Below are 13,101 nucleotides of genomic sequence, written 5' to 3'. Positions count from 1 at the left end.
CTCCTGAACAGTGATCGATGGGCGAATTCTGGGCAGGATGGGGTTCGAATGGAATTGCCGAACATGCACCATCGGCCATACATTTCCGTATGACCTGGAACATCAGCTGGGAGCTGTACTGCTCCTTCCTCGGCGTGCTGCGCGAGGGTTCGCTCTCGGGTGCGGCGCGCGCACTCGGCATCACGCAACCCACCGTCGGTCGCCACGTGGCGGCGCTCGAGGAAGCGCTCGGCGTGGTGCTCTTCACCCGCTCGCAGGTGGGCCTGCTGCCCACCGAAGTGGCGCTGGCACTGCGCACGCATGCCGAGGCCATGGAAAGCACCGCGGCCTCGCTGCAGCGCGCGGCCAGCAGCCAGGGCGACGGCGTGCGCGGCGTGGTGCGGGTGTCGGTCAGCGAGGTGGTCGCGGTGGAGGTGCTGCCGCCCGTGGTGGCGCGGCTGCGCGAGGCGCACCCGGCGCTGAAGGTCGAGCTGGTGGCGACCAACCGCGTGCAGGACCTGCTGCGGCGCGAGGCCGACATCGCCGTGCGCATGGTGCGACCCCGGCAGGCCCAGCTGGTGGCGCGCCGCATCGGCCACATCGAGCTGGGCTTCCATGCGCACACCAGCTACCTCGCGCGCCACGGCACGCCGCGCACGCCCGACGACCTCGCGGCGCATGCGCTCATCGGCTACGACCAGCCTTCGGCCTTCGTGCGCGAGGCGATCAAGTCGTTCAAGTCGGTCACGGGCTTCACGCGCGACGCCTTTGCGCTGCGCACCGACAGCGACCTCGCGCAGCTGGCCCTCATTCGCGCGGGCGCGGGCATCGGCGTGTGCCAGGTGGGCCTGGCCAAGCGCGACGCCGCGCTGGTGCGCCTGCTGCCGCGCGCGCGCTCGCTGAAGCTCGACACCTGGGTCACGATGCACGAGGACCTGCGCCACAGCCCGCGCTGCCGCGTGGCCTTCGATGCGCTGGTCGAGGGCTTGCAACAGTACGTTGGCGCAGCTTCCACGCCCGCGCCCCGGGCGACAATGCCCCGCGCAAGACCCAAAGCTTCTCCCTGAATGACGACGACCGATTCCCCCGACCACCTCCCCCTGCAGGAACCCCGCCTCTGGCGCGACGACCTCTGGACCGCCCGCATCATCAAGAACGAGGAAGACGACGGCTGGGCCGTCGAGATGACCCGCCACGGCGACCCCGAGCCCGCGCTCGTCGGCCCCTGGACCATGGGCCGCGACAAGAAGAACCCCAAGCCGCTGGACACCCCCGCCTTCCACACGCTGGTGAAGACCGCCGCCGAGGTGATCCGCCGCCACGAGCAGCAGCTGCACGCCACGCTCAACAAGAGCGTGACGGTCACCGCGCGCAACGACCAGCGCATTCGCGTGGCGCTGTCGATCGTGCCCGACGAAGACAACCCCTCGGCCACGCTCACGGCCTACGACGACGCCGACGACTCGGAGCTGGCGAGCGTGAACGTGTCGCCCGCGTTCCGGCTCACGACCTCGAGCGCGACCGCGTGGATCGAGTCGGACTACGCACGCCCGCGCAGCTGATGCACCCGGGCGCTGCGCGCGAATAGCACACGCGCCGCACTTTCGCCAATTAGCGAAAGAGCGTATGTTCACGCCGGGGTGAGTTGAGAAGAATCCGCCCCAACGAGCAATCGTTCCCAGTCATACGACGCCCGCTGCCAGTGCTGCCAGCGAGGTGTCGGGCAATTAAGCCCGAATCGGTTTCACCACCGGTTCGGGCTTTTTTGTTTTTTCGGTCGCAACAACGCCTTTTTCAAACGGATGCGCGCCATCCGGTGGCGCAGCCTTGCCCGAAGAAAACGCACTGGCAGCACAGCGCTCGTTTGCAGGGGCCGCGCGGCGGGAGGAGACACCCCCCACGCGGTTCCGAAGGTCGGATGTTCCTGATGACTCGCACAAAACCAAAGCAAAGGAATTTGACATGACGAACGCTTTCAACCGCCGCCAGATCGTGAAGACCGGCGGCTCGATGATCGTGCTGGGCGCCGCCGGCGGCGTGGCCGGTCTGGCCCGCGCGCAGGACGGCGCCACCGTGAAGCTCGGCCTGCTGCACTCGCTCTCGGGCACCATCGCCATCGCCGAGGCCTCGCTGGTCGACGCCGAGAAGCTGGCCATCGAGGAGATCAACGCCGCCGGCGGCGTGATGGGCAAGAAGATCGAGGCCGTGGTCGAAGACGGCGCGAGCGAGAACTCGGTGTTCGCCGAGAAGGCGCGCAAGCTGCTGGAGCGCGACAAGGTGGCGGCCATCATCGGCTGCTACACCTCGGCCTCGCGCAAGGCGCTGCTGCCGGTGCTCAACCAGGCCAAGGGCCTGCTGTTCTACCCCACCTACTACGAAGGCCAGGAGCAGGACAAGCGCGTGTTCTACCCCTCGCAGGAAGCCACGCAGTCGGTGATCGCGGCGGTGGAATGGATGGCGCGCGAGAAGGGCCAGAACTTCTTCCTCGTCGGCTCCGACTACATCTACCCGCGCACCTGCAACAAGATCGCCAAGCCCGCCATTGCGAAGGCCGGCGGCAAGGTGCTCGGCGAGGAGTACGCCCCGCTGGGCCACACCGAGTTCTCGTCGATCATCAACAAGATCAAGGCCGCCAAGCCCGACTGCATCTACAGCACGGTGGTGGGCGGCTCCAACGTGGCCTTCTACAAGCAGCTGCGCGCGGCGGGCCTGGACGGCGCCAAGCAGGTGCTGCTGTCGACCGTGGTGTCGGAAAACGAGATCGACGGCATCGGCAAGGACAACGCTGCGGGTTACTACGCCTGCATGGGCTACTTCCAGAGCATCAAGTCGCCGGCCAACGAGAAGTTCGTGAAGGCCTTCAAGGCGAAGTACGGGCAGGACCGCGTGATCGGCGACCCGATGGAGGTGGCCTACAACAGCGTGTACCTGTGGAAGCTGGCGGTGGAAAAGGCCAAGTCCTTCGACGTGGACAAGGTCACGGCCGCCGCCGCGGGCGTGGAGATCGAGGCACCCGAGGGCACGGTGCGCATCCACGCCACCAACCACCATGTGTGGAAGAAGGTGCGCGTGGGCCGTGCGCGGCCCGACGGGCAGTTCGACATCGTGTGGGAATCGCCGCAGCTGGTCGAGCCCAACCCCTTCCCAAAGGTCTGAACGCGATGAACTTCGACATCGCGGTGATGCAGGTGTTCAACGGCGTGAGCCTGTTCACCATCCTGCTGCTCATGGCCATCGGGCTGGCCATCGTGTTCGGCCTGATGGGCGTCATCAACATGGCGCACGGCGAGCTGATGGCGCTGGGCGCCTACATGACCTACCTGGCGGCGCGCTTCTTCGCGCACTACGCGCCGGGCTTCATGGACCTGTACCTGTTCGCCGCGATTCCGTTCGCGTTCGCCGTGACCTTCGCGTTCGGCTATGTGCTGGAGCGGGGCTTCATCCGCTTCTTCTACGACCGCCCGCTGGACACCCTGCTGGCCACCTGGGGCCTGAGCCTCATGCTGCAGCAGGCCTACCGCTCGATCTTCGGCGCGCAGGAAGTGAGCGTGCCGCTGGCCTCGTGGCTGGCGGGGGCGTGGGAGCCGACGGCAGGCATCCAGCTGCCGCTGAACCGCATCTTCATCGTCGGGCTCACGGCCCTGGTGGCGGTCGGCGTGTACCTGCTGCTGTACCGCACGCCCTGGGGGCTGAAGGTGCGCGCGGTGACGCAGAACCGCGCCATCGCCGGCGCGGTGGGCATCGACACGCACCGCGTCGACGCGATGACCTTCGCGCTGGGCTCGGGCCTGGCGGGCATCGCGGGCGCGGTGTTCACGATGATCGGCTCGACCAACCCCGGCACGGGCCAGCTGTACATCGTCGACTCGTTCATCGTGGTGGTGTTCGGCGGCGTGCAGAGCCTCATCGGCACCGCGCTCTCGGGCTTTGCCATCGCGCAGTCGCAGACCTGGCTCGAGTACCTCATGAGCGGCTCGATGGCCAAGGCCACGATCCTGCTGCTGGTGATCGCGGTGCTGTACTTCCGGCCCAACGGCCTGTTCGCCACGCGGTCGAGGAGCTGAGGCATGCACGGTCTTTCTCCTCAACGCAAGCGCGACATCGGCGCCCTGCTCGCGGTGCTGGTGCTGCTGGCGGTGGTGCTGCCGCTCACGCTCGATGCGTTCCGCCTGAACCTCGTGAGCAAGTACCTGGCCTTCGCGTTCGTCGCGGTGGGCGTGGTGCTCACCTGGGGCTACGGCGGCGTGCTGAGCCTGGGCCAGGGCATGTTCTTCGGGCTGGGCGGCTACATGATGGCCATGTTCCTCAAGCTCGAGGCCTCGGCGCCCGAGCTGCCGGACTTCATGGTGTGGAGCAGCGTCGAACAGCTGCCCGCATGGTGGCAGCCCTTCCACTCGCTGGGCTGGACGGTGGTGGGCATCCTCGTCGTGCCCGCCGTGCTGGCCTACGTGTTCTCGTACGCGATCTTCAAGCGGCGCGTGAGCGGCGTGTACTTCGCGATCGTCACGTTGTCGCTGGCGCTCACGCTCACGGTGGTGGTGGTCGGCCAGCAGGGCGACACCGGCGGTGCCAACGGCATCACCGATTTCCGCACGCTGCTGGGCTGGGACATCGCCACCGACGAGGCCAGGCGCACGATGTACTTCGTCGAGGTGGCGGCCATTGCGCTCGTGATGATGGTGTCGCTCGCCATCGTGCGCAGCCGCTTCGGCAAGCTGCTGATCGCCATCCGCGACAAGGAAGACCGCGTGCGCTTCAGCGGCTACAACACGGCGCACATGAAGGCCTTCGTGTTCGCGGTGGCAGCCGTGCTCTCGGCCATCGGCGGTGCGTTCTACAGCCTGCAGGTGGGGCTCATCGCGCCGGGCGTGATCGGCGTCGTGGCCTCGGTCGAGATGGTGATCTACGCGGCGGTCGGCGGGCGGTTGTCGATTCCGGGCGCGGTGATCGGCGCGCTGCTCATCGGCTTCCTCAAGTCGTACCTGTCGGAGACCTTTCCCGAAGGCTGGCTGTACGTGCTGGGCGCGGTGTTCATCCTCGTGGTGTGGGCGATGCCGAACGGGCTCGCGGGCCTGGGCGAAAAGCTCGTGCGCCGCCGTACCTCGGAGGTGGCGCCATGAACGCCACGATGACGATGCCCAACGGCGGGCTGCCGCAGGCCGCTTCGGCGGTGCCGCCGTCGAGCGAGCAGATCCTGCGCATCGAAGACCTCACCGTGTCCTTCGACGGCTTCAAGGCCGTGGACGGGCTCAGCCTCTCGGTCGAGCGCAACGAGCTGCGCGTGATCATCGGCCCCAACGGCGCCGGCAAGACCACGCTGCTGGACATGGTGTGCGGCAAGACCAAGCCCAGCGCGGGCCGCGTGCTGTTCAACGGCCAGGACCTCGGCCGCCTGAACGAGTACGAGATCGTGCGCGCCGGCGTGGGCCGCAAGTTCCAGACGCCCTCGGTCTACGAAGACCTCACCGTGCTGGAGAACTTCGAGATCTCGCTGCCGCGCATGCACGGCCTGCTGCAGTCGCTCACCTTCCGCCGCACGCCCGCCGTGCGTGCGCGCATCGACGCGATGGCCGAGCAGGTCTTCCTGGCCGATCGCCTGGGCCACCGCGCCGGGCAGCTCAGCCACGGGCAGAAGCAGTGGCTCGAGATCGGAATGCTGCTGATGCAGGAGCCCGAGCTGCTGCTGCTCGACGAGCCCGTGGCCGGCATGAGCCCGCGCGAGCGCGAACAGACCGGCGACCTGCTGCGGCGCATCTCGGCCGGCAAGTCGGTGGTCGTGATCGAGCACGACATGGACTTCGTCAAGCGCATCGCGCACCGCGTCACGGTGCTGCACCAGGGCAAGTTGCTGAGCGAAGGCACGGCGGCCGAAGTGCAGGCCGACCCGCGCGTGATCGACGTGTACCTCGGCCATTGAGAGAAGGAGAAATTCACATGCTCGAAGTCTCCGACCTCAACGTGGCGTATGGCGAATCGCACGTCATCCGCGATGTGTCGCTGCGCGTTGCGCCCGACGAAGCAGTCGCCATCATGGGCCGCAACGGCATGGGCAAGACCACCTTGCTGAAGTCGCTCATCGGCCTCTTGCCCGCGCGCGGCGGCCACATCCGGCTGGGCGGCACCGAGCTCACGACGCTGCCCAGCTACCAGCGCGTGGCGCAGGGCCTGGCCTTCGTGCCCCAGGGGCGCATGGTGTTCCCGTTCCTCACGGTGGAGCAGAACATCCTGTCGGGCGCCGCAAGGTCGGGCCACCGCACGGTGCCCGAGTACCTCTACACCTTCTTCCCCGTGCTCAAAGACATGAAGCAGCGCAAGGCCGGCAACCTCTCGGGCGGCCAGCAGCAGATGCTGGCGATTGCGCGCGCGCTCATCTCGGAGCCGAAGGTACTGATCCTCGACGAGCCCACCGAGGGCATCCAGCCTTCGATCATCAAGGAGATCGCGCAGACGCTGAACGTGCTGCGCGCCGAGCGCGGCTTCGCCGTCGTGGTGTCGGAGCAGGTGCTGAGCTTCGCGCTCGACCTGGCCGACCGCTTTCTCGTCATCGACCGGGGCCGCATCGTGCACGACGAAGCGCGCGCGAGCCTCGACCAGGACAAGGTCAGGTCTTTCCTGACCGTGTGAGCCCTTTCTCTTTTTCTTCAACCACCCCTTCAGGAGCAGCGTCATGAGACATGGTGATATTTCGAGCAGCAACGATTGCGTCGGCGTCGCGGTCGTCAACTACAAGATGCCCCGCCTGCACACCAAGGCCGAGGTGCTGGACAACGCACGCAAGATCGGCGAGATGCTGGTCGGCATGAAGAAAGGCCTGCCGGGCATGGACCTGGTGATCTTTCCCGAGTACTCCACGCACGGGATCATGTACGACGCCAAGGAGATGTACGACACCGCCTCGGCCATCCCCGGCGAGGAGACCGCGATCTTCGCCGACGCCTGCCGGCGCGCCAACGTGTGGGGCGTGTTCTCGCTCACCGGCGAGCGCCACGAGGAGCACCCGAACAAGGCGCCCTACAACACGCTGATCCTCATGAACAACCAGGGCGAGATCGTCCAGAAGTACCGCAAGATCATGCCGTGGGTGCCCATCGAGGGCTGGTACCCGGGCGACTGCACCTACGTGAGCGAAGGCCCCAAGGGCATGAAGATGAGCCTGATCATCTGCGACGACGGCAACTACCCCGAGATCTGGCGCGACTGCGCGATGCGCGGCGCCGAACTCATCATCCGCTGCCAGGGCTACATGTACCCGGCCAAGGAGCAGCAGATCATGGTGTCGAAGGCCATGGCCTTCATGAACAACACCTACGTGGCCGTGGCCAACGCGGCCGGCTTCGACGGCGTGTACTCGTACTTCGGCCACTCGGCGCTGATCGGCTTCGACGGCCGCACGCTCGGCGAATGCGGCGAGGAAGAGATGGGCATCAACTACGCCGAGCTGTCGATGGGCCTGATCCGCGACGCGCGCAAGAACGGCCAGTCGCAGAACCACCTGTTCAAGCTCGTGCACCGCGGCTACACCGGCACCATCAACTCGGGCGACGGCGACAGGGGCGTGGCGGCCTGCCCCTACAACTTCTACACGCAGTGGATCAACGACCCCGAGGGCACGCGCGAGCGCGTCGAGTCGTTCACGCGCAGCACGGTCGGCACGCCCGAGTGCCCGATCGAGGGCATCCCGAACGAACCGGCCAAGCACCGCTGACGCGCCGCCCCATGGACCACGACATCTTCGAACTCGGCGATGTCGCGCTGCAGCGGGGGGCCACCCTGCGCGGCGCGAAGCTCGCCTACAAGACCTACGGCACGCTCAACGCACAGAAGAGCAACGCGATCGTCTATCCGACCTGGTACTCGGGCCAGCACACCGACAACGAATGGCTCATCGGCCCCGGCATGGCGCTGGACCCGGCGAAGTACTTCATCATCGTGCCCAACATGCTGGGCAACGGGCTGTCGTCCTCGCCGAGCAACACGCCCGAGCCCTACAACCTGGCGCGCTTTCCGAACGTCACGCTCTACGACAACGTGACGCTGCAGCACCGGCTGGTGACCGAGCAGTTCGGCATCGAACAGCTCGCGCTGGTGGTGGGCTGGTCGATGGGTGCGCAGCAGACCAACCAGTGGGGGTGCCTGTACCCCGAGATGGTGAAGCGCATCGCACCCTTCTGCGGCTCGGCGAAGACGGCGCCGCACAACATCGTGTTCCTCGAAGGCGTGAAGGCCGCGCTCACGGCCGACGCGGCCTGGAACGGCGGCTGGTACACCACGCCGCCGACACGCGGGCTGCGCGCGGTGGGCCGCGTGTACGCGGGCTGGGGTCTGTCGCAGCCCTTCTACATGCAGCAGCTGTGGCGCGAGCTGGGCTTCAGCTCGCTCGAAGACTTCCTGGTCGGCTACTGGGAAGGCTTCTTTTTGCAGAAGGACGCCAACAACCTGCTGGCGATGCTGTGGTCGTGGCAACACGGCGACATCAGCGACAACCCGGTGTTCAAGGGCGACTTCAAGAAGGCACTGGGCGCCATCCAGGCGCGCGCGCTCGTGATGCCGGCCGAGCGCGACCTGTACTTTCCCGTGGCCGACAACGAATGGGAGGTGTCGCACATGCCGAACGCCGAGTGCCGCCCGATCCCGGGCGTGTGGGGCCACTTCGCGGGCGGCGGCAGCAGCCCGGTCGACACCCGCTTCATCGACAACGCCCTGCAGGAACTGCTCGCCACGCCATGAACGCTCCCGTGCACGATCCGCTCGCCGCCTACCGCATCGAGACCGAGCCCTTCTACCGGCCCGCAGGCCACGAGGTGGCGCTGTACCGGCACGCGTACCGCCACCGCATGCCGTTGATCCTGAAAGGGCCGACCGGCTGCGGCAAGACGCGCTTCGTGGAGCACATGGCGTGGTCGCTCGGGCGGCCGCTGGTCACGCTGGCGTGCAACGAAGACATGACGGCCTCGGACCTCGTGGGCCGCTACCTGCTCGATGCGAACGGCACGGCCTGGCACGACGGGCCGCTGACGCTCGCGGTGCGCCACGGCGGCATCTGCTACCTCGACGAGGTGGTGGAGGCGCGGCAGGACACCACCGTGGTGATCCACCCGCTGACCGACGCGCGCCGCATCCTGCCGCTGGACAAGAAGGGCGAGCTGGTGCACGCGCACCCCGACTTCCAGCTGGTGGTGTCGTACAACCCCGGCTACCAGAGCAGCGCGAAGGACATGAAGCCCTCGACGCGCCAGCGCTTCGCGGCGCTGGAGTTCGACTACCCCGACGGGACGCTCGAAGCGGAGATCGTCGCGCACGAGGCCGGTGTCGACCCCGGGCTCGCCGCGAAGCTGGTGGCCATTGCGCACTGCTCGCGCGAGCTCAAGCACCGCGGGCTCGACGAGGGCGTGTCGACGCGCATGCTGATCTACGCGGGCGTGCTGATCCGCGACGGCGTGTCGCCGCGCGACAGCTGCGACATGACGATGACGCGCGCCCTCACCGACGACCCCGACATGGCGAGCGCGCTGCAGGGCTTTGTCGAGGCGCAGTTCGGATGAACGACGGGCACGGCGCCCTCTCGCTGCTGGCGCGCGGGCTGGCCGGCGTCGATGTCGACGTGCAGCCGCTGGCCGGCGCGCGTGCGGTCCTCACCGGGCACCGGCTGCTGCTGCCCGAGGGCGACGCGGCCGTGCCCCTGCACCGCGCGATGGTCGCGCATGCGGTCGCGCACCTGCGCCACTCGACGCCTGCGCGACCGGCGCGCACGCTCAAGCCGATGGGCATCGCGGTGGTCTCGGCCCTTGAAGACGCGCGCGTCGAGCGGCTGCTGTGCCGCGACTTTCCCGGCCTGCACGGCTGGTTCACCGCCGCCCTGCCGCCCGCGCCCGATCCGCTGGACCTGCGCTTTGCCGCGCTGGTCGCACGCATGGACCGCGTGCTGCTGCGCGCCAATGCGCAGGACGACAACCACTGGGTGAACAAGGCGCGCCGCCTGTTCGACGAGACCGTCTCGCGCGCGGGGCTGGAAGACTACGACGCCTTCCGCGCCGTCGCCTCGATCCTCGCCAACGACCTCGGCCAGATGCGCGTGCGCTTCGAGCCGCAGGACTACGCCGTGCCTGCGCCCTGGCGCGACGACAACAGCTACCTGTGGGACTTCGGCGAGGCCGAGACGCCGCCCGACGAGGCCATCGCGCTGCAGCAGACGGGCGTGCGGCCACCGCCACCTTCCGATGCACCGAACGAAGGCAGCGAAGCCCCACCCGAAGGCATCGCCGACATGGAGCTCGGCCGCTACACCTACCCCGAATGGGACCGCACGCAGGAGCGCCTGCGGCCCGACTGGTGCACGGTGATCGAGAAGCTTCCCGCGTGGCAGGGCCTGGGCGCGGCGGGCACGTCGACGGCGATGGGCAACGAGCGCATCGTGCCGCTCGCCCTGCCCCGCGCGCGCCACCTCGACCGCACGCACCGCCTGCGCCGCCAGTGGGAAGGCGATGACATCGACCTCAATGCGGCCATCGAGGTGCTGGTCGATCGCCGCCTGCGCCTGCGGCCCGATGCGCGGCTGTTCATGCGCCCCGGCAAGGGGCCGCGCCCGTCGAGCGTGCTGGTGCTGCTCGACCTCTCCGAGTCGGCCAACGACGCGGGCCACGGCGACGGCGCCGTCTCGCTGCTCGACCTCGAGAAGCAGGCCGCGCTGCTGCTCGCTGCCTCGAACGCGCGCGGCATCGACCGGCTCGCCATCCACGGCTTCTCGTCGAACACACGCGCCGAGGTGTACTACTACCGCCTGCTCGAATTCGGCCAGCCGCTGGCCGCGCCCTCGCGCGCCATGATCGGCGCGGTGCGCGGGCGCTACTCGACGCGCATGGGCGCCGCGCTGCGCCATGCGGCCTCGCACCTGCAGGCCGAGCCGGCCGGGCCGCGCGCGATCCTGCTGGTGACCGACGGCGCGCCCTCGGACATCGACGTGCACGACCCGAAGTACCTGATCGAAGACGCCCGCCAGGCCGTGGCCGAGGCGCGCGACGCTGGCGTGCGCAGCGCCTGCATCGCGGTGGACGGCGCGGCCGACGCGTACGTGCGGCGCATCTTCGGCTGGCGCAACTATTGCATCGCCGACGACGCGCGCAGCCTGCCCGCACGGCTGGCCCGCATGAGCACGCGGCTGGCCGCCGCCCATTGACCGACCGCATGAAGAAAGCCAGGGAGGAGCACACAATGAGGGTCCACACATCCAGGAGACACCCCAGTGGCTGACAGGGACCCTCTTCGCGTCGGCATTCTGTATTCCGAGACCGGCGTCACCTCGACCATCGGCCTGTCGCAGCTGCAGGGCGCGCTGCTGGCCATCGAGGAGATCAACGCGGCCGGCGGCGTCGACGGCCGCGAACTCGTGGCCGTGCGCTACGACCCGCAATCGAACCCCGTGCGCTACGCCCAGCTGGCCGAGCGGCTGATCGTGCAGGACCGCGTCAACGTGCTCTTCGGCTGCTACATGTCGAGCAGCCGCAAGGCCGTGATCCCGGTGATCGAGAAGTGGAACAAGCTGCTGTTCTACCCCACGCTGTACGAAGGTTTCGAGTACTCGGGCAACGTGATCTATACGGGCGCGGCGCCCAACCAGAACAGCGTGCAGCTGGCCGAGTTCATGACCACGAACTTCGGTGCGCGCGTGTACCTGATCGGCTCCGACTACATCTACCCCTACGAGTCGAACCGCATCATGGGCGAGCTGGTGATGCAGCGCCCCGGCAGCGAAAAGCTCGGCGAGCGCTACGTGGCACTGGACGCCACCGAGAAGGACTACCGCGCGATCATGGACGACATCCGCGACAAGCGGCCCGACTTCATCTTCTCGACGGTGGTGGGCGATTCCACCGCCAGCCTGTACCGCGCCTATGCCGAGGCCGGCTTCGACCCGAAGACGATGCCCATCTCGAGCCTCACCACCTCGGAGGCCGAGATCTCGCAGATGGGCCCCGGCGTGGCCACGGGCCACTTCACGGCGGCGCCGTATTTCCAGTCGATCGATTCGCCCGCCAACCAGCGCTGCCTGGCGCGGCTGCGCGCGCGCTTCGGCGACGGCTGCGTGCCCAACCTGTGCTGGGAGGCCTCGTACTTCCAGATGCACATCTTCGCCAACGCCTTCCGGCAGGCGGGCACCGACGGCATCGCGGAGATCCTGCCGCACATCCTGGGCAGCGAGTTCGATGCGCCGCAGGGCCGCGTGAAGATCGACCCGACCAACCACCACACCTGCCTGTACCCGCGCATCGGCCGCGTCGACGCACACGGGCAGTTCACCATCGTGCGCCAGGCGACGCGCCCGGTGTACCCGGACCCGTACCTCGTCACCCACTCGCTGGGCGACTGGACGGCACGGCTCGATGCGCTGGAGCTCTAGGATGAGGGCACACCGCTTTAGTCCCGTTGCAGGCGAGGCGTCAGGACGCGTCCCACGAGAGACCTGACCGTGGACAGCACAGCCCCCAAGCGACACACCCTGCGGGTGACGCCACCGCAGCTCAAGGAGCTGCGGCTGCTGAAGATCGCGGTGATCCACCCCGACGACGCAGACGGCCGGCAGCTCACCCAGCAACTGCAGCGCATCGGCTGCCAGGTGCAGGCCTTCTGGCCGCCCGTGCAGCACCTGCCCGAGGGCATCGACGTGGCCTTCATGGCCGTGCAGCCCGACTTCATCAACCTGCGCTTCGAATGGACCCAGAGCGAGGACGCCCCCGCCGTCATCGCCGTCGTGACCTACGAGAACCCGACCATCGTCGAGGCCGTGCTCGAGATCCGCGCCAAGGCCGTGCTGCCGTCGCCGGTGCGCTCGTTCGGCTTACTCTCGGCACTCGTGGTCGCGCGCGAGGCGCACAAGGAAAGCCGCTCGCTCGCGCGGCGCCTGCGCAAGACCGAGGCCAAGCTGCTCGGCGTGCGCCAGCTGGCCGAGGCCAAGAGCATCCTCATGAAGACGCACGACGTGTCGGAAGGCCAGGCCCACGACCTGATCCGCGAACAGGCCATGAGCAAGCGCACCACCATGGAAGACATTGCCGCGGCCATCGTCAACGCCAACGAGATCCTCTCGCTGGGCACCCGCAGTAACAAGCCCGGGCCGGGCTGAACGCG

General features: G+C 68.1%; 13 protein-coding genes. All 13 read left to right on the top strand.

Annotation, left to right across the window (positions count from 1 at the left end; translation table 11 throughout):
- Nucleotides 1-89 precede the first annotated feature (89 nt).
- The 13 genes from AC07O4_RS10220 to AC07O4_RS10160 all read left to right on the top strand — a co-directional run bounded on the left by AC07O4_RS10220 (nucleotide 90) and on the right by AC07O4_RS10160 (nucleotide 13,096).
- Nucleotides 90-1,046, top strand: a complete 957-nt coding sequence (locus AC07O4_RS10220) for a LysR family transcriptional regulator (RefSeq protein ID WP_495304447.1) — start codon at nucleotides 90-92, stop codon at nucleotides 1,044-1,046.
- Entirely contained in the window at nucleotides 1,047-1,541 is a 495-nt protein-coding gene (locus AC07O4_RS10215) for a hypothetical protein (RefSeq protein WP_095948507.1), read from the top strand.
- Between the two features lie 400 nt (nucleotides 1,542-1,941).
- A complete protein-coding gene (gene urtA / locus AC07O4_RS10210; RefSeq protein ID WP_495304446.1) occupies nucleotides 1,942-3,135 on the top strand; it encodes an urea ABC transporter substrate-binding protein in 1,194 nt (397 codons plus the stop codon).
- Between the two features lie 5 nt (nucleotides 3,136-3,140).
- The gene (urtB, locus tag AC07O4_RS10205) at nucleotides 3,141-4,043 is read left to right on the top strand and encodes an urea ABC transporter permease subunit UrtB (RefSeq protein WP_062470432.1); all 903 of its coding nucleotides are present in this window, start codon (nucleotides 3,141-3,143) and stop codon (nucleotides 4,041-4,043) included.
- Nucleotides 4,044-4,046: 3 nt separating this feature from the next.
- Nucleotides 4,047-5,099, top strand: coding sequence for an urea ABC transporter permease subunit UrtC (gene urtC / locus AC07O4_RS10200; protein WP_495304445.1), 1,053 nt, complete (start codon nucleotides 4,047-4,049; stop codon nucleotides 5,097-5,099).
- Nucleotides 5,100-5,113: 14 nt separating this feature from the next.
- Nucleotides 5,114-5,896 (top strand): urea ABC transporter ATP-binding protein UrtD, encoded by a 783-nt coding sequence (gene urtD / locus AC07O4_RS10195; protein ID WP_070061447.1) that lies wholly within the window; start codon nucleotides 5,114-5,116, stop codon nucleotides 5,894-5,896.
- Between the two features lie 17 nt (nucleotides 5,897-5,913).
- A complete protein-coding gene (gene urtE, locus AC07O4_RS10190; RefSeq protein ID WP_495304444.1) occupies nucleotides 5,914-6,603 on the top strand; it encodes an urea ABC transporter ATP-binding subunit UrtE in 690 nt (229 codons plus the stop codon).
- 43 nt (nucleotides 6,604-6,646) lie between these two features.
- Nucleotides 6,647-7,684, top strand: coding sequence for an aliphatic amidase (locus tag AC07O4_RS10185; protein ID WP_495304443.1), 1,038 nt, complete (start codon nucleotides 6,647-6,649; stop codon nucleotides 7,682-7,684).
- A gap of 11 nt (nucleotides 7,685-7,695) precedes the next feature.
- Complete coding sequence (locus AC07O4_RS10180) at nucleotides 7,696-8,706, top strand: alpha/beta fold hydrolase (protein WP_495304442.1); 1,011 nt, start codon at nucleotides 7,696-7,698, stop codon at nucleotides 8,704-8,706.
- On the top strand, nucleotides 8,703-9,521 hold the full coding sequence (locus AC07O4_RS10175) for a CbbQ/NirQ/NorQ/GpvN family protein (protein WP_495304441.1): 819 nt from the start codon (nucleotides 8,703-8,705) through the stop codon (nucleotides 9,519-9,521). The genes AC07O4_RS10180 and AC07O4_RS10175 overlap by 4 nt, the downstream gene beginning before the upstream one ends.
- Nucleotides 9,518-11,152 (top strand): nitric oxide reductase activation protein NorD, encoded by a 1,635-nt coding sequence (locus AC07O4_RS10170; RefSeq protein ID WP_495304440.1) that lies wholly within the window; start codon nucleotides 9,518-9,520, stop codon nucleotides 11,150-11,152. Before AC07O4_RS10175 ends, AC07O4_RS10170 begins: the two co-directional genes overlap by 4 nt.
- Before the next feature lie 66 nt (nucleotides 11,153-11,218).
- The gene (locus tag AC07O4_RS10165; RefSeq protein WP_062470403.1) at nucleotides 11,219-12,373 is read left to right on the top strand and encodes a transporter substrate-binding domain-containing protein; all 1,155 of its coding nucleotides are present in this window, start codon (nucleotides 11,219-11,221) and stop codon (nucleotides 12,371-12,373) included.
- A gap of 69 nt (nucleotides 12,374-12,442) precedes the next feature.
- Nucleotides 12,443-13,096, top strand: a complete 654-nt coding sequence (locus AC07O4_RS10160) for an ANTAR domain-containing response regulator (protein WP_095743105.1) — start codon at nucleotides 12,443-12,445, stop codon at nucleotides 13,094-13,096.
- The last annotated feature ends 5 nt before the right edge of the window (nucleotides 13,097-13,101 follow it).

It is taken from the genome of Variovorax sp. GW821-FHT09D04, assembly GCF_059416405.1.
The sequence above is the reverse complement of the archived record's forward strand: the minus strand, read 5'-3'. Positions and strand labels throughout refer to the sequence as shown.